Consider the following 21,286-nt stretch of genomic DNA (forward strand, 5'->3'; position numbering starts at 1 on the left):
GCAAAATTAAGAATTTAAGATGTATTTTTATAAATTGTAAAATATAATCATTATCAATAAATTTTAGTGAAATACTCCTGTGTTTAAACGTCGCTTATTGCCTAGCCTCTTGCCACTTAGTTGTATAATGCCTGTATTTGCTAATGATCAAATCAGTGCTCTGCCTACCATCAGCTTACAAGCGACGAGTTCTTCCGAAGATGCTAAAAAGTCTTATAAAGTCAGCTCAGCCAGTTCCGCGACACGCACCAATACTTCACTAAAAGAAACACCTCAAGCAGTGACGGTTGTTCCTGAAACAGTATTAAAAGATATTCAAGCAACCCGTTTATCTGAGGCATTAGATGTCGCAGGTGTAGGGCGGGCAAATAATTTTGGAGGGCAAGGCTTAACGACCTTTACTTCACGAGGTTTCACCAGTGGTGAATATTATCGTAATGGTTTTCCCATTAACCGTGGATATCCGAATGCCCCTGATAGCAGTACCGTGGAACGCGTTGAAGTCCTAAAAGGAGCATCATCCAGTTTATATGGTCGTGGCGACCCAGGTGGAACATTTAATATTGTCAGTAAAACACCACAAGCAGAAAGAAAAACAACACTGGGATTAAGTGTAGATCAGGAAGGTCTATACCGTAGCACTGTAGATACGACGGGGTCTATAACAGACGATGGAAGTCTAACTTATCGCCTCAATTTAATGGGTGAAAATGGGGATACCTATCGTGATCATGTCGATTCCAAACGCTGGAATATTGCACCTGTCATTCAATGGACACCTACAGATGCGACCAAGCTCACATTAGAGGCTGATTTTTTACGTAATCAGCATGCCCTAGATCGTGGTTTTACCCGTTATGATGGACAACAAAAAGATTCTTTCGATTCCTCCGAATATTGGTGGGAGTCAGGCAAAGATCGAAATCGCTTATACAACAATAACGACATGCTACAGTTCCGTGTTGAACATGCGCTCAACGAAGCATGGAAATTGAATGTTGGTGCTCAATATTTAAATGGTAATCTGCATGGTTATGCTGTTGAGGCCAATGGGGTAAAAGCCGATAGCAATGGTGAAGTCATTACTCGCAACTATAATTGGCGTAACTTAGATTGGATTGATAAGAATTTCCAAGCCAATGTGGTTGGTCACTTTGATTTATTCAATTTAGAGCACACCTTGATTTCAGGGATCGAGCTTGAAGAGTATGACTATAAGTCTTATATCATCCGCTCTAAAGACGCTTTTGATCTCAATATCAATCAACCTTATGCCATACAATCCTTGCCAGAATTGGTGAATGTAACGACCAATGACCGAGAAAAATTAAAAAGCCAAGCATTTTTTGTGCAAGATCAAATTCGTATCACAGATCGTTTAAATACTTTGATTGCGATGCGTTTTGAAAACTACCAACAAGATTACAGTAATTTCGTGAACAACACGTCTTGGTCTACAGACAATAATGCATTTATTCCACGCGTTGGTTTAACTTATGACCTGACCGATCAATTCACTATGTACAGCAATATCAGTAAGTCATTTAAACCAAATTCTGGGGCAGATCGGAACAATCAAGGGTTTGATCCTGAAGAGGGGATTTCATACGAAATCGGCTCAAAATATGCTTTGTTAAATAATCAGCTTTCATTTGATACAGCAATCTATTATGTGAAGAAAGAAAATGTCTTAACACTCGATCCTTTAGATTCCACCAAAAGCATTGCCGCAGGCGAAGTGACCAGTAAAGGCCTAGATTTAAGCCTAGTTGGGAACATCACTCCTGAATGGAAAATTATTGGTAATTACGCATATGTAGATGCTGCTGTCAGCAAAGATAATACGTTGGAAAAGGGCACACGTTTAGCCAATATTCCTCAGGATTCATTTAATCTACTGAGTATTTATGAGTTTAAATCAGGCACATTCAATGGCTTGGGTTTAGGAATTAATCAACGATTTGTTGGTAGTCGTAAAGGGCAAACAGCCAATAACACCTACAACTTGGGAAGTTATGCGACAACAGACCTTATATCTTATTATGATTGGAACAAAGATATACGTTTAAGCTTTGATATCAAAAACATCTTTAACGAAGAATATGATGATAGCGCCTTTAACCGTTATGTCTATCCTGGACAACCTCGCACTGCGAAGTTTGGAGTGAGTTATAGTTTCTAATAATCAATAAAGCCAGCGTGAAAGCTGGCTTTTTTTACTAAACAGGAAAAGCTACTCTTAGGTGTTGTATCAGATTTAACTAATATAGATTAAAAGTCTAATTGATCAGTAATTTTTAAACTTTATTAATTTTTAACTTAGATACACTAATTGGTTCAATTAAAAAAAGTTTAAAAACTTAATCAATATATGATTTTTCCTTCTAAACTTTAACAGGAACTTTCTTAACACTCAGCCAGACTAAAGATATCGCAGTAATTGCCAACCAAGGAAGCAAAGCTAAATTCATCGTCTTCCAGCCAAAGATATCGAGCACAGCACCAGCACTAAAAGAACAGATTAGCCCAACCACAAAAACTGTCATATCATTGATAGCTTGAGCCTTGGCCTTCTCCTCTAAAGTGTATGTCTCTGTTAAGAGAGAAGTGCTGCCAATAAATAAGAAATTCCAGCCTATACCTAATAGAATTAATGAGGTTGCAAAAGAGAAGAAGTGGAAGCCTGATAAAGCCATTGCTATATAGCAAAGAAACAGTATTACTCCCATCAACATAATTTTTAGCGTACCAAAGCGAGCGATTAAGTTACCTGTAATAAACGAGGGCAAGAACATGCCTAAAACATGCAGCTGAATGACTGTGGTAATTGCACTGAGTTCATGATGGGAATGGCGCATGGCAATTGGCGTTGCCGTCATCCCTAAAATCATAATTCCATACCCAGTAATGGAGCCGAATAAAGCGACTAAATAAGTAGGCTGCGATACGATTTGGTACCACGGTCTACCAGCGCTAAAATCCGTTTTTATTTCAACTTGATCAGGAATTTTCAGGCCAGATAAAATTCCGATTGCCAATAGTGATACCACTGTAATAATGAGGAATGAACCGACATATTCCAAATGATTAAACATTGGACCACCAAAACGTGCGAGTGTAGGACCAATAATTGCAGCGACCACACCACCAGCCATTACGAAAGAAATGGCACGAGAGCGGAAAGCATCATCTGCAACTTCGCTGGCTGCAAAGCGATAAAACTGAGCAAAGGATTGATAAGAACCAACACAAAAAGTCCCTACAGCGAGCAGCGCCAGTGAACTATACATAATGCCTAGAGCTGCAATAATCCCTCCGATTACCCCTAATAATGCCCCCAAAAGAAAGCCTTTTCTTCTGCCAATATGAGCCATAAGTATAGATGCAGGGAACATCATAGTTGCAGTACCGAGAAACATCGCTGCAATTGGTAAAGTGGCAAGCAGTGGTGTATTGGCAATATTGGCGCCAGCTAAACCACCAATCGTCATGACCATCACAGATACAGTTTGAAAAAGGGACTGAGAACTCGCCAAGATAAGAACTTGGCGATGCATATTATTTTGAAGCATAGGAAACCTTTTTAAATGAGGCTTTTATCATAAAAGTTGGACTAAATATCTTGAGTCATTGTGAGTACAACACGGAATTGGGCACTTCCAGTTTTCATTCTTTGGTAGGCTTGCTGAGCCTGATGTAATGGAAAGACTTCTGTTTTGGCACGAACATCTGCAAGCACACTAAAATCCAATGCTTTACCTACCTCAAAAGGTGTACCCGTAATACTGCCTTGCACAGCTCTTTCCCCGCCAACCAGTAAAGGAGATGAAATTACAAGAGGTTCTTTCCCAACCCCAACTACAATCAATTTTCCTTGAGGTACTAATCCTGCAAAAAGTGTAGATGAAATTTCTCCATTAGTAATGGTACTCAAGATTACTTGAGCTTTTCCTAACTCCTTAAGACGATCCACAGCATTTTCTAATTGGGTATCAATATAAATATGTGCCCCTAAAGCATGTATCAGTTCAGCAATATCTTGTCCACGACCTATAGCAACTACTCTAAATCCCATTCTTCGTGCATACTGAATCGCAAGATGTCCTAAGCCACCTATGCCGAGTATTGCAACCGTATCTCCCGCTTGGGCACCAGATTTCTTCAGTGCATTAAAAGTTGCGATCCCTGCACAAAGTAAGGGGGCTGCTTCTACCGAATTCAGTTCATCAGGGATTAAAACTAGGCCAGTTTCTTTTGCAATCATCATTTCTGCATAGCCACCATCATGGGTACTGCCCATGATGGGTTGCTTATTACATAAGTTAAATAGACCCTGACGGCATTCAGGGCATTGATTACAATGCCCACCTAAACGTCCTACACCAACACGTTGACCAATTTTCCAATAGTCGGAATCAGGGTCCCCAATCGCAACAATACGTCCAACCACTTCATGACCAGGAATACGGGGGAAAGTATCAGGATTTGGATTCTCGATCGTCATGGCATCGGCTCCACAGATTCCACAAGCCTCGACAGCGATTAAAACTTCATCTTTGTTTGGAGTGGGTACAATACGTTCAACTAGTTCTAATTCTCCAGTTTGACTGGCTTGTATCGCCTGAAATGTATTTTTCATGGTTCAATCTCACTGATTTTTTTATATTTCATAGGATTTAAAACTTGTTCAACACCTATTTCAGCAGCATCAATAGCACCCGCTAAATATCCTGAATATTTTTTAGACCATTCACTAGAGATACCGATGATCCTATGCTGCCAAATGCATTGGTTAGGTGTATTTTCAGGCGCAATACCATGAAAAAGGGCGGGGTCCCTCCAATCTGACTCTACGGCAGTACATTCATCTTCAGACCAATCTTTGAGATATTCTGATTGAGGTATCGCTGCTAAAGAACCAAATAGGCGGACCAGTTGTGCTCGACAATGAGCCATTAAAGTTGTTGCTTCCATTTCTTTACGTATAGCGTAAGGAATACTGAAGAATCCGAAAAGTGCAGCATGCTTACTGAATGTCGATGCATCATGAATTTCACCCAATGGACCTGCATAACTTCGAGCTTGACCTGAAAGGCCTTGTTGCTTCCAGAAGGCCTCAGAATAAACAGCAACATATTTAGCGTGTGGTGCCATCCAAGTAGGTGTATTTGTCCAATGTTTTAAGGTTGTCGTTGATAATGGGGGATCAAATATAAATTGGTGTGCAGATAATCTGGGTGGAGTAGCCAATAGGAGTTGATTACACCCAAATCGTGTTTCTGTTCCCAAATGATCTTTTAGTTTCACACTTAAAGTACGATCTTCTAAATAGGTAATTTCTTTCACTTGATGCCTAAATAGAATTCGGTCAACTGAAATACCTTTGGTTAAAGCTAGAATTAAACTTTCCATACCGCCTTCCAGTCGAATAGAGGGTGTTTCCAATGAGCTACTAGAAACACGTATGGCAGGTTGATTACGTTGTTTTTCAAACATAATTTCCCCAGAAGATTGCTGGTAGAAATATGGAAGATTTAATTTGTGTACCAGTTTCATTAATCCAGGGTTTAGGTCGGGCCAAATCCATGTTGCACCAAGATCAATCTCGTCTTTTGACTGAATTCGACCTCCAAGGTGATCTTTTGCTTCAATGAGTAGATAATCTTTAAATCCTGCTTGTTCTAATAAATAAGCTGCGTATAGCCCACTTAGACCACCGCCAATGATGATGATGGAGGTCTTAATCATTTTTAATATTCCAAATTTGCTGAGCATGGAGTAGATGTTTAGTTTTTATATACAACGTGGTATTTCTTTCACAAACCTGAAAATCTGCATGTCGTTTAGGCGGCAAGCGAATCCATGAGCCTGTAGGATAGATTTGATTGCTTTGCTGGAGTTGACCTGAAACTATGAATATCTCGATACCTTGATCAGACATATTGGTAAAAATTTGGTCAGGATTTAGTCTTTCTAGATAGGTATATTCGAACTCAGATTCAAATAACGGGCAGATTACTTTACGGTTTATAACCATCCAATTTGCAGGATCGTTAGTATTGATTCGTGTTTGTTTAGTTTCATTCTGAGACATTTGCATCAGTTTGACAAAAATTAAGGCTCCATCTTTGCTTGAAACATGATGATGAGAATTATGAGGGTTTCTTAAATACCATCCAGCTGGAAAATGATTTGTATCATTTTCTGTAAATATACCTGATAGCACAAGAACCTCTTCACCTAGCGGATGCTGATGTGCAGGAAATTGAGAGTTCTTATCAAATTTTACAAGGCTTGTTGCACGGGCTTGCTCTGTACCAATACGATCAAACATGACTCGTTTTACTTCTCCATTGGGGGAATAAATCCAATGGTAATCTTCCGGTGTGATGAAAACACTTTTTGAGAAATCTGCATGAATGAACATAATTTTTTTCTCAACTCATTAATATATTTAAAACAACTGCACTGATGTAAATACCCAGACCAAAGACGGTATGTCCAACAATACTCATTAGTCTTGTTTTTTTGGGGTTAGGGGTGTTTGAACCAGCAATACCTACACCCATACCTGGCATCATGATGAAAAAAGGAGCTATTAATAGGAACCATGAAATGAGTAGTGGTGAAGTTATCGTGGGTTGTGAGAGCCATATATCCCCTTCATAAAGTACAAGAATGACGATATAGCTAATACCAATGAGATAGTGTGCAAGCCAACCTAATGCCAACTCATGCGAGAGCGGTGGGGTTTTACCAAGGTTCTTGTGAATCCATTTTCCTGAAGGTATATAACCAATCCAACGACCAACCATAGCCCAATTGGTGATAGGTGTCTTGAATAATTGATTGATGAGAATAGCCCATAAGTCAAGAATTGCTGTTGCACCAATACCAATGAGGATGATTTTACAAATAACGTATAAAGTTTCGGACATTTTGTAACTTTCTCGGTACGCTCGACATGCCAAAATAATTTGGTCAACTTTGATGATTTGAAGAATGACCATAGTGTTGAAGGATTTTTAAGTTTGAGCAAATCAGATAAAATATCTTGAATAGAAAGAAAATCTTTATCGCTATGAATTCACCAATACATCTAAATGCTTTGAGAGCATTTGAAGCGAGTGCACGACATAAAAGTTTTTCTGCTGCATCCAAAGAGCTAAATGTCACTCCTGCTGCGGTGGGGCAGCTCGTTCGCACTCTAGAAGAGTATTTGGGTTTTTCACTGTTTCATCGGCAGATCAGTGGTAACACACGCCTTATACCAACAGAACAAGCTGAATTAGCTTTAACTGATATCCGTGCTGGATTTGATAAATTAAAGCAAGGATTTGATAAATTAAAGCAAGGAGGAACTTCTGGAATTTTAACTGTAACGGTGAGTCCTGCTTTTGCTGCCAAATGGTTGTTACCGAGAATTGATAAATTTCAAGAACTATATCCAGATACTGATGTTCGCTTAGATACCAATCTGAAGACGGTAGATTTTATTGAGAATGGAATTGATATTGGCGTTAGATATGGTCTGGGTATTTGGACTGGACTAGTTGCTGAAAAGTTAATGGATGAAGAAGTATTTCCCGTGTGTTCTCCAACATTTTATCGAGAACACCATGATAAATTACAAAGTCCAATTCAGCTTTTGGAACTTCCGCTTATCCATGATCTATCAATGGAGCAACACGTTGATTTTGCAACTTGGGATAAATGGCTGCATTGCAATAAAATTACAAAAGAAAATACAAAGCGCGGATTAAAAATTAATAATTCTGCTGCTGTTTTACAAGCTGCAATTGATGGTCAAGGAGTCGCACTCGCACGTAGTGTGATGACTCATGATGATTTAAAGACAGGACGTTTAATTCGGCTTTATCCTGAATTACAATGTGCTTCTGTGCTTGCATACTATGTTGTATATCGTGAGGAAAGCCAATCACTTGCCAAATTAAGTGCATTTAGAGATTGGCTTAAACAGGAAGCAAAAGCTAAATAATTTGATTAGGCATTTTAAGTTAAAAGAACACCTTTACCTTTTGAATTGAAATCCATCAGTTCTGATAATTAAGCAATATGCTTTTTCTTTAAGTTGATAATGCCTTCAAGCATGAGGGCACACACCGCGAACCAAATCGCAATATAAGTTGGCCATTCTGCTGACTTAATTGTTTCTCCAAGTAATATAGAAATGGTCAGTAACAATACTGGTTCAACATATACAAGAAGACCAAAAAGACTAAGATTAAGATGCGGAGCTGATAGCGACTGGAAACCTAATGCCAATGCACTGATGAGTCCTAAGCCTAAAACCAACCAAAGTATGTCAAATAGAGGGCCAAATTCTCCGGATAAGACTCCACCTTGAAGGATAAAAAAAATACTTATCGGCAGGCTGAAGATCATATCAAACCAAACACCACCAATATTGTTGGTATTTGTTTTTTGTCTTAACCAAAAATAAATGGGATAACCTAAACAAATCAGTAAAGTTGGCCATGTCAACGTTTGTGACAGAACCAGCATGTTAATAATGCCCAGTATTGCAAAGATACAGGACAACTTTTGTAATCGTGACATTTTATCTTTAAATGCAATTCGACCTAGAATCACCATGGCAATAGGCATCATAAAATAGCCCAAAGATACATCCAGCCCATAACCATTACTGGGTGCCCACATGAACAACCAAAGTTGTATTCCAATTAAAAATGAAGATATAACCCGAGTAAAAAAGAAATAGCGCTCATTGTATAAACGTCTATAAATACTGATAACTTGTGACCAATTTCCTTGAAGAATAATGAAAATCGTCAGGCATGGGAATGTAAGTAATATACGCCAACCATAGATTTCACTTCCCTGTAATGAATGGAGTAGAGAGGTATATGCAAACATTAACCCAAATAATAAAGAGGCGATAACATTAAAGGTAATACCAAGAGCCGTATTAGATTGAGTATGCATGGGTTTGAACTTGTTGAATCATTTAAACGATATTTTATTTCAGAATAATTGATAATAAGGCTCTAATTTTTTATCCTTAACGAGAAAATTTCTCACAGCAAAAACTAATATGGTTCTAGATAAATTTGATTTTTTATTGCTAAAATTGCTTCAAAGAGATTGTTTAATTCCATTACGTGAATTAGCTGAAGCCGTGCACTTATCGACTGCTTCAATACAAAGACGTATTCAGAAATTACGTGAAAACGGTTATATCGTTAAGAATGTTGCTGTTCTTGATCCAGATAAGCTGAATCAAGTGATTACTGTTATTGTCGAAGTTAGGCTTAATAAAACTCATATTACAGATCTTGAAGCAATAAAAGAAAGTTTCTCTAGGTCAGAGATACAGCAGTGTTATTACGTCACAGGTGAAGCGGATTTCATGCTTGTTTTATTAGTACCAAGTATGAAACGCTTCCAAGAGATTTGTGATGAACTATTTCATAACAATTCAAATGTAGAATGGTTTAAAACAACGGTTGTATTAGATCGGGTAAAAGTATCTTTAAATGTGCCCGATATAATTTAAATTTTCTTGAGATGTTGAAGTGTAGTAGCAAACGAGTTGTGTAGGCTACAGTATCATTTACTCAATTTAACATAATCTCTATTATACGAAATAACAANTGTTAGAACCCATTTAAAGTGTCTATATTCTCACCAATAAAAATGTCTGGTCTATGATGCACATCAACATCATGGACTGGATAAAACTTGAGATGCTGATCACTATGTCTGACAAGGAAATACAACGTCTTGCAGTCCTGCAAGATGTTCGAGATCAACGTATTACACAAGTCCGTGCTGCTGAAATTCTGAATCTTTCAACCCGTCAAATTACCCGNGTTATTGCAGAAGCTAAAGCAAGACGGTGTTTCAGGCCTGACACATGCCAGTCGTGGCCAACCTGGTCATCATCGTCATGATGAAGCCGTAAAGTCTGAATGCCTTTCCATTATTTCTGAACATCTGCTGGGCTTTGGTCCAACCTTGGCTCATGAGAAGCTCAGCAGCATATTCGGTCTGAATATTCCTGTAGAAACGGTTCGACGCTGGATGACAGCCAATGAACTCTGGATTCCGCGATCCAAACGCCTGAAACGTCCATATCAGCCTAGATATAACCGTGATTGCTTCGGTGAATTGATCCAGATCGATGGCTCATATCATGACTGGTTTGAAGGTCGAGCTGCCAAATGCTGCTTGCTGGTCTATATTGATGATGCCACTGGAAAGCTGCTGCATCTGCGCTTTTGTGAGGCTGAAACCACCTTTGACTATATGCTTTCGACCAGAGCCTACATTGAGCAATATGGCAAGCCACTGGCCTTTTATAGTGACAAACATTCGGTATTCAGAGTGAACCAGAAATCCAGTCAGGACAGCCAGATCACGCAATTTGGACGAATTCTCAGCGAGTTAAACATTGATATTATCTATGCCAACTCACCACAGGCCAAAGGGCGTGTGGAACGAGCGAATAGAACACTACAAGACCGTTTGATTAAGGAAATGCGTCTGGAAGGCATCAGTTCGATTGCGGAAGCAAATGCATGGTTACCTTGCTTTATTGAGCAGTTTAACCAGAAGTTCGCCAAGTGTGCGAGAAACTCAAAGGATTTGCATCGTCCCTTAATAGAGTCTGATGCTGAGCTGGATGATGTGTTTACCTGGCAGGAACCGCGTAAGGTCACGAGGAGTTTGACCATTACTTATGACAAATGTATTTATCTGCTTGAGCCAACAGCGCTGAATCATAAGCTCGTTGGGCAATACATTACTTTCATGGAATATCCAGATGGTACTGTGGCAATCATGCATGAAGGACAGAAGATCAACTACAGTATTTTTAACAAGTTGTCTGGATTACAGCAGAATGAAGTGGTTGAGAATAAAAGATTAGGCTCAGTTCTGGCCCATATTCAGCAACAACATGAAGAGTTGGAAAAACAGAATAAACGTACTCGTGCCAAGAAAAGTATGCCAAGTCGTAAAGCTCAGAAAGCTGTGATTGAACAAAGAAATTTAAATCCTGTTCTTGACTGTTGTAATTAAAAACAGGACATTTTAAATGGTTTATCGCATAGACATTTTAATTGGGGAATAACAANCAACAACAACAACTGTAAGTCCTAAATATTTATAAATTCCTCTATTGAGGAGAAATTCAAAAATCAACTGACTTTATTATAATTCAGCTGATTTTTGAATAGGTTTGTCATCATTCGAAGTGGATATCAGATCGTAGGAAAGTTTTAGACATGTTGAGTTTAAGAGCCTTAAAGGGCTCTTTTAATTTTCAAACTAACTTTAGTACCCTATAAATTTTGATTCAACCGACTGATCAATTGCCGGCGAGCCAAAGTGTATAAGTCCTCTAGATCTAGTTGTCCTTGTTCATCAGATAGTTTTTGAACCCAGAGCCTTAGAGTCTGATGATCATCAAAGCATTTATTAATTTGTAGAAGGAATGCCAAGTTATATAATTTAGGAATAGCGAACTCTTGTATCAGCTTTCTGGCAATATCATCAGCTTCTGGGCTTACTAGTACTCCACCAAAAAAAGCTTTAGTCTTCATAACTCATCTCCTGATGAAGCTTAGCAAGCATAACTTCAAATGCACTTCCATCCTGACGCGTAATATTTGGAATATAACGACTATAAACACGGAACAACATTTCAGTTGTAGAGTGACCAAGTTGTCTTGCAATCCATTCAGGATTTTCTCCAGCAGCGAGCCAGAGCGTAGCCGCAGTATGGCGAGTTTGATAAGCACGTCGAGGTTTTAAACCTAAAATATGCAACAGGGGATGCCAGACACGTTTGCTGACAAGCCGATAATCTAAGGGACCACCCTCGCGATTAAAAAATACAAATTCAGAATTCTTTTGATTCCGACTCTGCTGTTGTAACAATGCGTGATAAACGGGTTCACTCATTTGAATTGTTCGATCTGAACCATACGTTTTTGTCGCACCTAGCTCACCATTAACCAATGCTTCTCGAATATGGATTTCTCGTCTTTTGAAGTCAATGTTGTGCCAACGCAAACCATCAATTTCACTGGTTCTCAAACCTGTGTAAAAACGAACACAATAGTAAGGCTTAAAGTCATCTCGGACGGTGGAAAGAATAGTATTCACCTCATTCAGAGTAAAAGGAGCAACATCAATCCTAGTTTCTTTGAGATTCTTAATATTCTTATAAGGTGAAACAAATTCATACCGTTCAGCGGCATCATTTAGTATCATGCGTAAGGGCGTCATGATTTGATTAATTCGCGATGCTTTCAGACTTGTTTGCTTTGATCCGTAATTCACTTTGGCGAGGGAGGCACGGAAGGCAAGCAAGTCTGACTTTCTAATTTGGTCTATACGCTTAGTTCCAAATGCTGGGACTAAATAGTTGTTTAAAACAATTCGAACTTTACCTTGATAGGACTTTCTCCATTCAATTTGTCTTTCTTGATACCAGACAGATGAAAAATGACTAAAGCTTGGTGCAGATGAATTTAATTTGTGCACCATTGGCTCAGTATTTTGTTTAAATTCTAGAGCTAGCTTACTTTTAGGGAAATACTTTGCATAGTCAAAGGTTCCTAAAGTGATTTCAGCTTCCATTTGTTCTAGACGTTTCTTAAGAATTCTGCGGTTAGAGGCATTAGCTTCAAGATTTGTTGTTTCTCTACAGCGTTTACCCTTATATCTAAAGTCGACAACCAACTTGCCATATCGCTCTTGAATGTTAGCCATAAGTTTATCTCCTGATAAATCATTGCAATGGATTTAGGTTTAAACCTGAGAGCTTAAGCATTTCTTCTTCGATTCTTTCCCATACGAAAAGAATTTTGCGTCCACCAAATGGCCGAATGTAGTGAATACCTTCGATAAAGATACTGTCTTTTAATTGATTACGAATAGTTCGCGCATCGTAATGAATTTTTTCTGCCAATTGTTGGGCAGTCATATATGTATATGTCATAATTGTATTCCTATCATAATTCATCGGATGTAGGTAAAAATTCATCCTTGTACTTAAAATAATCTTAAATTTAATTCAATGCAATTAAATATTCATTGGATGTGAGGAAATTATTGTGATTGTTTGTAAACTTCCAGTCTTGTTAGCTGAAAGAAAAATGCGAGTGGCTGATTTGATCAGAGGTACAGGAATTAATAAAACAACTTTGCATAAGCTTTATAATGAAGAGCTCACAAGAATTGATTTAGACACAATTGATCGTATTTGTGCTTATCTTGATATTCAGGTTGGAGATTTATTCATTTTTGAAAAAGATAAAGATTGAAACTTTTGGTCTTAATTTACCAAATTATTCTGTATTGAAAGTTTTGGACAAGAATTTAAAAGTGCCGTTATAAGGATAATGTCATCTATATCTTTTTAGCGTCCATATTTACTCGAAAAAAATATAGTTCGATGTGTGACTTAATTAGAGTTTAAGAATGAAGGTAGATGACTTTGTGGCAGTAATTTTAAATAGCAATATTTTTTGTTTTAAACGTGTAATTACAGAAATATGTGATTTATGAATCAATCTCAGCTGGCATAACCCTGTTCTTAAAAATCATGGTCACTTCTTGGTCACCATTTCTTCTGAGGGGGAAATGGGGTTGATGATAGTGAAGGGACAAGAAAAATCGATGAAGATAAAACTTTATAAAATACAATAAGAAAAGGCGCTTATCTTTCGATAAGCGCCTTTCAAATTCTGGAGCGGGAAACGAGACTCGAACTCGCGACCCCAACCTTGGCAAGGTTGTGCTCTACCAACTGAGCTATTCCCGCAATATGGATGTGCATTATAGAGAGTTTAATTACACTGTCAACTCTCTAACAGCACAACTGCTGAATTAATCGGCACGACGCCAAACGGTACCTTGACGTGTATCTTCTAAAACCACACCTTGATCCAATAGTGACTGACGAATACCATCAGCTTTTGCAAAATCTTTGGCTTTTTTCGCATCTTGACGTTGCTGGATTAAATCTTCAATTTCAGCTTCAGATAAGCCTAAAGCTTCTTGTCCGATATCCGATTTTAAAAACTCTTCCACGTCATGTTGTACCAAACCAAGAATATTGGTGAGGTGGCGTAGAGTCGCGTAGTAGACAGCCGCTTGTTCAGCATTTTCGTCTTTTACCGCACGATTCAGTTCTTTGTTAATTTCAAACAATACTGCAATTGCTTCAGCCGTATTAAAGTCATCACGCATTGCCGCATTAAAACGTTCAACCAAAGCGTCATCCAACTGTTCAACTACATGGGTGTCATAAACTTGTTGATAAGCTTTAAATGAATGGTAGAAACGGCTTAACGTTGTTTTCGCTTCTTTGAGTGCTACATCAGAGAAGTTTACTGGGCTACGGTAGTGTGAAGACACAATGAAGTAACGGATCACTTCTGGGTGGAATTTATCCATTACATCGCGAATGGTGAAGAAATTGCCCAAAGACTTCGACATTTTCTCGCCATCTACATTAATAAAGCCCACGTGCATCCAATAATTCACATATTGTTCGCCTGTAGATGCTTCACTTTGTGCAATTTCATTTTCATGGTGAGGGAACATCAAGTCTGAACCGCCACCGTGAATGTCAAAATGATTACCTAAGCAGCAGGTTGACATGGCTGAACATTCAATATGCCAGCCTGGACGACCATTGCCCCAAGGTGAAGCCCATGCAGGTTCATTTTCTTTGGCATGTTTCCAGAGTACAAAGTCAAACGGATGTTTTTTCTCAACTTCTACATCAACACGTTCAGATGCGCCTGCTTGCATATCTTCAAGTTTACGACCCGAAAGACGACCATATTTGGCAAATTTTTCCACTTGGAAATACACGTCACCATTGCTTGCTGGGTAGGCGGTGCCTTTATCAACCAAGTCACCAATCATGCTTTGCATTTGGTCAATATATTCTGTCGCACGTGGCGCTTCATCTGGGTGTAAACAGCCTAAATTCTCTGCATCTTCATTCATCGCCTGAATAAAGCGGTCAGTCAGCGCTGTAATGCTTTCGCCATTTTCATTGGCACGTTTAATAATTTTGTCGTCAATGTCGGTAATGTTGCGAACGTATTTCACGTTCCAGCCCTGACTACGTAAAAAACGAATAATGTAGTCAAATGCAACCATGACGCGCGCATGTCCAATATGACAGTAGTCGTACACAGTCATGCCGCAGACATACATATCGATATGACCTTCTTTACGCGGTACGAATTCTACTTTTTTACGTTGCTCTGAATTGTAAAGAACAAAAGGTTGCATAGGGCTTACATATTGCGATAACAAAAAGATTTCTCATCATAACGTAAGGTCCATGATTCACAAAGTTTTATACGTTATTTTTATAAGCAAGTGAAAAGTTATACATTTAGAAACGATGCATTTGCATAGATATGATAAAATTGCGAAAATTATTTTTTGCTTGAGACTGGGGTAAGTCATTATTTCTATAATGATGAAATTCCCTAAAATCAACTCTTATTGAGTTTAAGGTTGCCAACGTTGAATCTACAAACCATGCCGAATCCAATCGATTTTCAGAAAGCCGCATTAGAAACTTTGCGCATTGAAGAACAAGCTTTAGGGGTATTAGCGACTCAAATTGATGAGCGTTTTAGCCGTGCCTGTGAAATTATCTTGCAGTGCAAAGGGCGCTTGGTGGTTACAGGTATGGGGAAGTCAGGACATATTGGTCGTAAAATGGCAGCGACTTTTGCTTCTACAGGCACACCTTCATTTTTCATGCATCCTGGTGAAGCGGGGCATGGTGATTTAGGAATGTTGGTACGTGGTGACGTACTCATTGCAATTTCAAACTCGGGCAAGAGTGATGAAATTATGATGTTGATGCCATTAATCAAGCATTTGGAAGTCCCTTTAATCACGATTAGTGGTGATGGTACGGGTCCAATGCCACAAAATGCCGATGTCGCGTTGACGCTAGGTAATATTCAAGAAGCATGTCCATTGGGTCTTGCACCTACCTCAAGTACTACTGCAACTTTGGCATTGGGTGATGCTCTAGCCGTGGCTTTGTTAGAAGCGCGCGGTTTCACCGCAGATGATTTTGCGCGTTCACACCCAGCAGGTGCGTTGGGTAAACGCTTGTTATTACATGTAAAACACTTAATGCACACAGGTGCAGAACTGCCAAAAGTAGCACCTGAAACACCAATGAATAAAGTGTTGTATGAAATCTCCAATAAGCGTTTGGGCCTAACCACGGTTGTAGATGCAGAAGACCGTCTATTGGGTATTTTTACCGATGGTGATTTACGCCGTTTAATTGATAAACAGCAAGGGTTCGATGTGAATTTGCCTGTTTCAGAAGTGATGATTCAACATCCAGCGACGATTTCGCAGGAAGCACGTGCTGTGCAAGCCTTAGAACAATTACGCGATAAAAAAATTAACCAATTTGTAGTGGTTGATGCTGCCAATAAAGTTATTGGTGTCATCAGCATGCATGACTTAATTCAAGCAGGGGTAAACTAATCCATGGCATCTTATGTTTTATTAGAGCAAGCACGTCATATTCAAGCGCTAGTGTTAGATGTCGATGGTATTTTAAGTGATGGTTTTGTGACTTTGACCAATACAGGGGATGAAATTAAATCCTTTGATATTCGTGATGGTTTAGGCATGAAGTTGGTGCAAAAGTCTGGCATCAAAGTCATTATTATTACAGGTCGTAAAAGCAATATCGTTGAAAAACGTATGTCAGATTTGGGTGTGGACTTGGTATTCCAAGGTCGCGAAGATAAAGGCGTGGCTTTACGTGAAGCTTGTGCACAACTCAATATTTCCTCTGAAGATTGTCTCTACATGGGTGATGACTGGCCTGATCTTTCGGCTTTTGCCATTGCAGGCATGAAAGTGACAGTGCCCAATGGTCATGTAGAAGTTCGTCGCCGTGCAGACTTGGTCACTCAAGCAATGGGTGGTCGTGGAGCAGTTCGTGAAATCTGCGACATGCTGCTGATGGCGAAAGGGACTTACCAAGAGCTACTTGAAAAATTTATTACAATCCCGCATTAATGTTTATATACGTACATAATTGTTTTTAGTGAAGAACCACACTTATGGATACTAAAGTTTTATATATCACAGCGATTGCAATTGCTGCTGTAAGTGGTGGTTATTACTATTACAGTGGTAAGGGAAATAAATTAGAAATTGAGTCTGCACGGAGTATGACCTACTCCGCAGAAAAAATTAATCTAACCCAAACTGATGATGCGGGCAATCTCTATGTTCGTGCTCAAGTGGACCGACTAGAACAAGACATGCAGAAGCAAACGTCCAAACTCGAAAACTTGACTGCCTCTCTGTATAAAAATGGTGCTGTAGATGCAACATTCTTTGCTAAACAAGCCAATGGCTATGAGGATAACAAAAAAGTCGTGTTATCTCAGCAAGTTGTAGCAACCAAGTTGCTCGATCAGGGACAAGGGAAAATGCAGTTTTTGACAGATGAGCTGACTGCATATCCTGAAAACCGCGTAATAGAAACAAACCGTCAAGTGACCGTACAATCTCCACAAGCTGAGTTTGTGAGTCAGGGACTGAAAGCCAATTTAAATGATGGTCAATACGAATTTTTTAATATTCGAGGAAAGTATGAACCAAAATCTTAAGTTTCAAGCTTACAAAGCTTTCCTTAAAAAAGCAGTTGTTCTAAGTTTTGGGATCATTGCTGCATCTTCTGCTTTTGCAATTCCATCGGATCGTAATCAGCCGATTTCTTTGGTGGCTGACCGTGCGACCTTTAATGAAAAAACAGGTGTAACCACATACTCGGGTAATGTGATTATTGAACAGGGCACCATGCGTTTACAGGCAGCATCGATTGTTGCCAATCTAAACCAGAAAAAACAGATCAGTTCAATTACTGCATCGGGTTCGCCAGCACGTTTCCAACAGCAGCTAGATGCCAATAAAGGCTTAGCCAAAGGGCAAGCACAAAAAATTATCTATAATGCGGAAACAGGCATTATTACCATGTCTGGCGGTGCGTTGTTAGAGCAAGATGGCGCCAGTATTCGTGGTAACACCTTAAAATACAGCATGAACAAGGGTGATATTGAAGCGACAGGTACGCCAAACAGCACAGGTTCATCATCTGGTCGTGTGCAAATTGTGATTCCACCTTCAAGTACTAAATCCTTCCCAGGAGCGCGTGATTAATGGATCAGGTTGAGACTGCGACACAAACCCTTTGTATTAAGCACCTTGCGAAGAACTACAGTAAGCGCTGGGTAGTGAAAGATGTTTCATTTAGTATGCAAAGCGGACAGATTGTCGGTTTGCTTGGTCCAAACGGTGCGGGTAAAACCACCAGCTTCTATATGGTGGTTGGACTGGTGCGTATGGACAAAGGTGAAATCCATCTGGATGATTTGGATATGTCAGACCTTGCTATGCATGAGCGCGCGCGTAAGGGCATTGGATACTTACCGCAAGAAGCCTCTATTTTTAGAAAACTTACCATTTCTGAAAATATCATGGCGATTTTAGAAACCCGTAAAGATTTAGATAAGCAACAACGCCAAAAGCGTTTAGCTGAATTATTGGCGGATTTCAAAATTACCCATATTAAAGATTCATTAGGGATGAGTGTGTCAGGTGGTGAGCGCCGTCGTGCTGAAATTGCCCGTGCTTTAGCGGCCGACCCTAAATTTATGTTGCTGGATGAACCTTTTGCGGGGGTCGATCCAATTTCGGTGAATGATATTAAAGATATTATTCGTACGCTTAAAGATCGCGGTATTGGTGTACTTATTACCGATCACAACGTGCGAGAGACTTTAGCAATTTGTGAACGCGCTTATATTGTGAGTGAAGGTTCCGTGATTGCAGAAGGCACACCACAAGAAATTTTAGAAAATGAAACCGTTCGTCAGGTCTACTTAGGCGAAGATTTCATGGTTTAAGCTTAAACGCTGAATAATCTTTAAGAGAAAACCTCCATAGAAATGGGGGTTTTTTTATTAACTCGTGTTTAGTTTAAGAATTGAAACACGTTACTATTGTGCTATTCCTGTTGGTTATCTTTACATATGCCGTTCACTATTGCAGCTCAAGTCAGTTACGAAGAAGAAATTAAGAAAAGTCGTTTTCAAGCCATCGCAGTGCCTGTTGAAAATGAAGAAGCAGTTAAGGCATTTCTGGAAGAAAATAAAGACTTCACGACGACGCATCAATGCTGGGCTTGGAAAATTGGACATCAGGTTCGATTTAATGATGATGGTGAACCCTCAGGCACAGCGGGGCGTCCCATTCTAGCCACTATAGAAGGCAATGAGCTGACCAATGTGCTGGTATTGGTGAATCGCTGGTATGGCGGGGTCAAACTGGGTACAGGCGGCTTGGTGCGTGCCTATGGAGGCAGTGCAGGGCAATGTCTACTTTTGGCTGAAAAAATTGAATTGATAGAAAAGAAAATGGCACATTTTAATTGCCAATTTTCAGAGTGGTCTATTTTTCAATATGAAATGCAGCAGCAGGGCATCGAATTCCAAGAACAATATACTGCGGATGGTGTTGATGTCGAATTGCAATTACAAGTCCATCAAATTCCAGAATTGACAGCTAAAATTCGTGATGTCACGCGCGGACGTGAGCAACTTAAGCTAGTGGAAGAACAGCATGACTGAGCCAGATCCATTGCTGAAATATCGTGAGCAACATAAACACCGACTCAACTATATGCCTTGGTTGTATTGGAGCTTAAAGCCGAAACATCGTGCGTGGGCAGAACAGTGGCAAAACGAATATCAGCAGTATTTACGTGAGATGGAAACGGTTGAGATAGGGAAGAACTGCTTTATCTCGCCACTCGCGCATATTTTTGCAGAACGTGGTCGTACGATACGCATAGGCGATAACTGTTTTATTGCTGCGGATTGCACCCTGCATGGGCCACTAGATATTGGCAATGAGGTCGCCATTAATCATCACTGTATTTTGGATGGTGGACGTGTGGGGATTAAATTGCATGATCAAGTGCGTATTGCTGCCTATAGCCATCTGTATGCATTTGATCATGGTATGCAGCTTGATCAACCCATTTATCAGCAGCCAGTTCGGTCACAAGGCATCGAAATTGGACGTGATGTTTGGCTGGGTGCACACGTGGGCATCAAGGATGGTGTGAAAATTGGTGATCATGCCATTGTTGGAATGCAGAGCATGGTCACCAAAGATGTCGGTGAAAAAGAAATCGTGGCAGGTAATCCAGCCCGTTTTATTCGTTACCGTGAATAGAATAATTGTATATTTTTCATCACTCTCGGTTACAGAAAAGCTGCCAACTCTTGTATAGATGTGCTAAGTTTAGAGTCAACAACTAGACCTATAGTCACAAGAGACTAATTGAGAGGCGAACAATGAAACGGGTAATAGCGTGTATAGATTCTTCTCCCTGCATCAATGCTGTCGCAGAAGCAGCAGCTTGGATTGCAAAACAAACACAACGCGAACTCGTGTTATTACAAGTGCTAGATTACTATCCAGCCAGCTATCATTTGGGTGAAATTAGCGGGGTTATTGGTTTTGAAAGCAATGCCATGCTGCTTAAAGAGCTGGCAGAGCTTGAACAAAAACAAAGCCAATTGGCTTTGGACTATAGCAACAACTTACTCAATCACATTTCTGAAATGGTCAAAGACAAATATGGCTTAGAAGCGACCCATATTCAGGAAAAAGGGGACTTTTTAGAACAAAGCTTCCATGTGCTGAAAGAAGATGATATTGCGGTGATTGGGCGGGTCGGGGAGCGCTCAGCGGAACGTAATAAACCAATAGGTGGCAATGTTGAAAACTTTATTCGTGGGGTGAGTAGTACGGTACTGACGGTGGGAGAGAACTTTGTTCCACCAACGCGTTTTATTTTTGCCTATGAATATTCACCAACCTGCGTCAAGATGATGCAACGCATTGCACAAAGTGATTTGCTGCGCCTATTACAATGTCATTTGCTGTATGTGGGAGATCATCCTGAAATCTTGAATGAGCCTTCGCAGTTCTTGCGTGATGCGGGTCTAGATGTGGTGGTGGAATACCGTTATGGCGATGTTTCAGAAAACATCTTGGAATATCAGCGAGAACATGATATTAAATTAGTGGTCATGGGGGCATTTAGCCACAGTAAAATTCACCAGTTCTTTTTGGGAAGTATTACCACCACCATATTCAGGAATTCTACAGTACCACTCTTGGTTGCTAAATAAACAATTGAAGTGTG

General features: G+C 39.6%; 22 protein-coding genes, 1 tRNA gene and 1 pseudogene. 13 read left to right on the forward strand and 11 right to left on the reverse strand.

Annotation, left to right across the window (positions count from 1 at the left end; all coding sequences use genetic code 11):
• The first annotated feature begins 127 nt into the window (after positions 1–127).
• The gene (locus GWK51_RS00305) at positions 128–2,182 is read left to right on the forward strand and encodes a TonB-dependent siderophore receptor (RefSeq protein ID WP_171519121.1); all 2,055 of its coding nucleotides are present in this window, start codon (positions 128–130) and stop codon (positions 2,180–2,182) included.
• A 202-nt stretch (positions 2,183–2,384) separates the two neighbouring features.
• Here GWK51_RS00305 and GWK51_RS00310 read toward each other — a convergent pair whose 3' ends face one another.
• Genes GWK51_RS00310 through GWK51_RS00330 form a run of 5 tightly spaced genes read right to left on the reverse strand, consistent with a single transcriptional unit; the run spans position 2,385 to position 6,938 of the window.
• The gene (locus GWK51_RS00310) at positions 2,385–3,572 is read right to left on the reverse strand and encodes an MFS transporter (protein WP_161932241.1); all 1,188 of its coding nucleotides are present in this window, start codon (positions 3,570–3,572) and stop codon (positions 2,385–2,387) included.
• A 41-nt stretch (positions 3,573–3,613) separates the two neighbouring features.
• A complete protein-coding gene (locus GWK51_RS00315; RefSeq protein ID WP_161932242.1) occupies positions 3,614–4,639 on the reverse strand; it encodes an alcohol dehydrogenase catalytic domain-containing protein in 1,026 nt (341 codons plus the stop codon).
• Positions 4,636–5,748 (reverse strand): FAD-dependent oxidoreductase, encoded by a 1,113-nt coding sequence (locus tag GWK51_RS00320; protein WP_161932243.1) that lies wholly within the window; start codon positions 5,746–5,748, stop codon positions 4,636–4,638. Before GWK51_RS00320 ends, GWK51_RS00315 begins: the two co-directional genes overlap by 4 nt.
• Positions 5,741–6,427 carry a cupin domain-containing protein gene (locus GWK51_RS00325; RefSeq protein WP_161932244.1) on the reverse strand — a complete coding sequence of 229 codons (687 nt, stop codon included), beginning with the start codon at positions 6,425–6,427 and terminating at the stop codon, positions 5,741–5,743. The genes GWK51_RS00320 and GWK51_RS00325 overlap by 8 nt, the downstream gene beginning before the upstream one ends.
• A gap of 10 nt (positions 6,428–6,437) precedes the next feature.
• A complete protein-coding gene (locus GWK51_RS00330) occupies positions 6,438–6,938 on the reverse strand; it encodes a DUF2938 domain-containing protein (RefSeq protein WP_161932245.1) in 501 nt (166 codons plus the stop codon).
• Positions 6,939–7,081: 143 nt separating this feature from the next.
• On the opposite strand from GWK51_RS00330, the gene gcvA reads away from it, so the two are divergent.
• A complete protein-coding gene (gene gcvA, locus GWK51_RS00335; protein WP_161932761.1) occupies positions 7,082–7,999 on the forward strand; it encodes a transcriptional regulator GcvA in 918 nt (305 codons plus the stop codon).
• Between the two features lie 68 nt (positions 8,000–8,067).
• Here the strand turns inward: gcvA and rarD are convergent, their stop codons facing one another.
• Positions 8,068–8,967: an EamA family transporter RarD gene (gene rarD, locus GWK51_RS00340; protein WP_161932246.1), complete on the reverse strand. Its 900-nt coding sequence runs from the start codon at positions 8,965–8,967 to the stop codon at positions 8,068–8,070.
• Between the two features lie 109 nt (positions 8,968–9,076).
• On the opposite strand from rarD, the gene GWK51_RS00345 reads away from it, so the two are divergent.
• Both GWK51_RS00345 and GWK51_RS00350 read left to right on the forward strand, forming a co-directional pair.
• Positions 9,077–9,538 (forward strand): Lrp/AsnC family transcriptional regulator, encoded by a 462-nt coding sequence (locus GWK51_RS00345; protein ID WP_161932247.1) that lies wholly within the window; start codon positions 9,077–9,079, stop codon positions 9,536–9,538.
• A gap of 190 nt (positions 9,539–9,728) precedes the next feature.
• Positions 9,729–11,064 (forward strand): annotated as a pseudogene (locus tag GWK51_RS00350) (ISNCY family transposase).
• A 263-nt stretch (positions 11,065–11,327) separates the two neighbouring features.
• On the opposite strand, the gene GWK51_RS00355 reads toward GWK51_RS00350, so the two are convergent.
• From GWK51_RS00355 to GWK51_RS00365, 3 genes are read right to left on the reverse strand one after another with little or no spacing between them, the layout of a single operon-like run.
• The gene (locus tag GWK51_RS00355; protein ID WP_161932248.1) at positions 11,328–11,588 is read right to left on the reverse strand and encodes a hypothetical protein; all 261 of its coding nucleotides are present in this window, start codon (positions 11,586–11,588) and stop codon (positions 11,328–11,330) included.
• The gene (locus tag GWK51_RS00360; protein ID WP_161932249.1) at positions 11,578–12,762 is read right to left on the reverse strand and encodes an Arm DNA-binding domain-containing protein; all 1,185 of its coding nucleotides are present in this window, start codon (positions 12,760–12,762) and stop codon (positions 11,578–11,580) included. Before GWK51_RS00360 ends, GWK51_RS00355 begins: the two co-directional genes overlap by 11 nt.
• 19 nt (positions 12,763–12,781) lie before the next feature.
• Positions 12,782–12,991 carry a hypothetical protein gene (locus GWK51_RS00365; protein ID WP_161932250.1) on the reverse strand — a complete coding sequence of 70 codons (210 nt, stop codon included), beginning with the start codon at positions 12,989–12,991 and terminating at the stop codon, positions 12,782–12,784.
• 115 nt (positions 12,992–13,106) lie between these two features.
• On the opposite strand from GWK51_RS00365, the gene GWK51_RS00370 reads away from it, so the two are divergent.
• Positions 13,107–13,316 (forward strand): helix-turn-helix domain-containing protein, encoded by a 210-nt coding sequence (locus GWK51_RS00370; RefSeq protein ID WP_161932251.1) that lies wholly within the window; start codon positions 13,107–13,109, stop codon positions 13,314–13,316.
• A gap of 424 nt (positions 13,317–13,740) precedes the next feature.
• Here the strand turns inward: GWK51_RS00370 and GWK51_RS00375 are convergent.
• Together GWK51_RS00375 and cysS are read right to left on the reverse strand one after the other, a co-directional pair.
• Positions 13,741–13,816 (reverse strand) — tRNA-Gly (locus GWK51_RS00375).
• Positions 13,817–13,881: 65 nt separating this feature from the next.
• Positions 13,882–15,303, reverse strand: coding sequence for a cysteine--tRNA ligase (gene cysS, locus GWK51_RS00380; RefSeq protein ID WP_161932252.1), 1,422 nt, complete (start codon positions 15,301–15,303; stop codon positions 13,882–13,884).
• Between the two features lie 255 nt (positions 15,304–15,558).
• Between cysS and GWK51_RS00385 the strand changes: the two genes are divergently transcribed.
• From GWK51_RS00385 to GWK51_RS00420, 8 genes are all read left to right on the forward strand, one after another.
• Complete coding sequence (locus GWK51_RS00385; protein ID WP_142770022.1) at positions 15,559–16,536, forward strand: KpsF/GutQ family sugar-phosphate isomerase; 978 nt, start codon at positions 15,559–15,561, stop codon at positions 16,534–16,536.
• 3 nt (positions 16,537–16,539) lie between these two features.
• Complete coding sequence (locus GWK51_RS00390; RefSeq protein ID WP_161932253.1) at positions 16,540–17,079, forward strand: KdsC family phosphatase; 540 nt, start codon at positions 16,540–16,542, stop codon at positions 17,077–17,079.
• Between the two features lie 44 nt (positions 17,080–17,123).
• Complete coding sequence (gene lptC, locus GWK51_RS00395) at positions 17,124–17,678, forward strand: LPS export ABC transporter periplasmic protein LptC (RefSeq protein WP_100242973.1); 555 nt, start codon at positions 17,124–17,126, stop codon at positions 17,676–17,678.
• Positions 17,662–18,228: a lipopolysaccharide transport periplasmic protein LptA gene (gene lptA, locus GWK51_RS00400; protein WP_161932254.1), complete on the forward strand. Its 567-nt coding sequence runs from the start codon at positions 17,662–17,664 to the stop codon at positions 18,226–18,228. Before lptC ends, lptA begins: the two co-directional genes overlap by 17 nt.
• The gene (gene lptB / locus GWK51_RS00405; protein WP_100242971.1) at positions 18,228–18,974 is read left to right on the forward strand and encodes an LPS export ABC transporter ATP-binding protein; all 747 of its coding nucleotides are present in this window, start codon (positions 18,228–18,230) and stop codon (positions 18,972–18,974) included. Before lptA ends, lptB begins: the two co-directional genes overlap by 1 nt.
• 126 nt (positions 18,975–19,100) lie before the next feature.
• Positions 19,101–19,697: an IMPACT family protein gene (locus GWK51_RS00410; RefSeq protein WP_161932255.1), complete on the forward strand. Its 597-nt coding sequence runs from the start codon at positions 19,101–19,103 to the stop codon at positions 19,695–19,697.
• A complete protein-coding gene (locus GWK51_RS00415) occupies positions 19,690–20,307 on the forward strand; it encodes an acyltransferase (protein WP_100242969.1) in 618 nt (205 codons plus the stop codon). The genes GWK51_RS00410 and GWK51_RS00415 overlap by 8 nt, the downstream gene beginning before the upstream one ends.
• 122 nt (positions 20,308–20,429) lie before the next feature.
• The gene (locus tag GWK51_RS00420) at positions 20,430–21,272 is read left to right on the forward strand and encodes a universal stress protein (RefSeq protein WP_161932256.1); all 843 of its coding nucleotides are present in this window, start codon (positions 20,430–20,432) and stop codon (positions 21,270–21,272) included.
• Positions 21,273–21,286 lie beyond the last annotated feature (14 nt).

The organism is Acinetobacter kanungonis (assembly GCF_009939195.1).
GTDB classification, from domain to species: domain Bacteria; phylum Pseudomonadota; class Gammaproteobacteria; order Pseudomonadales; family Moraxellaceae; genus Acinetobacter; species Acinetobacter kanungonis.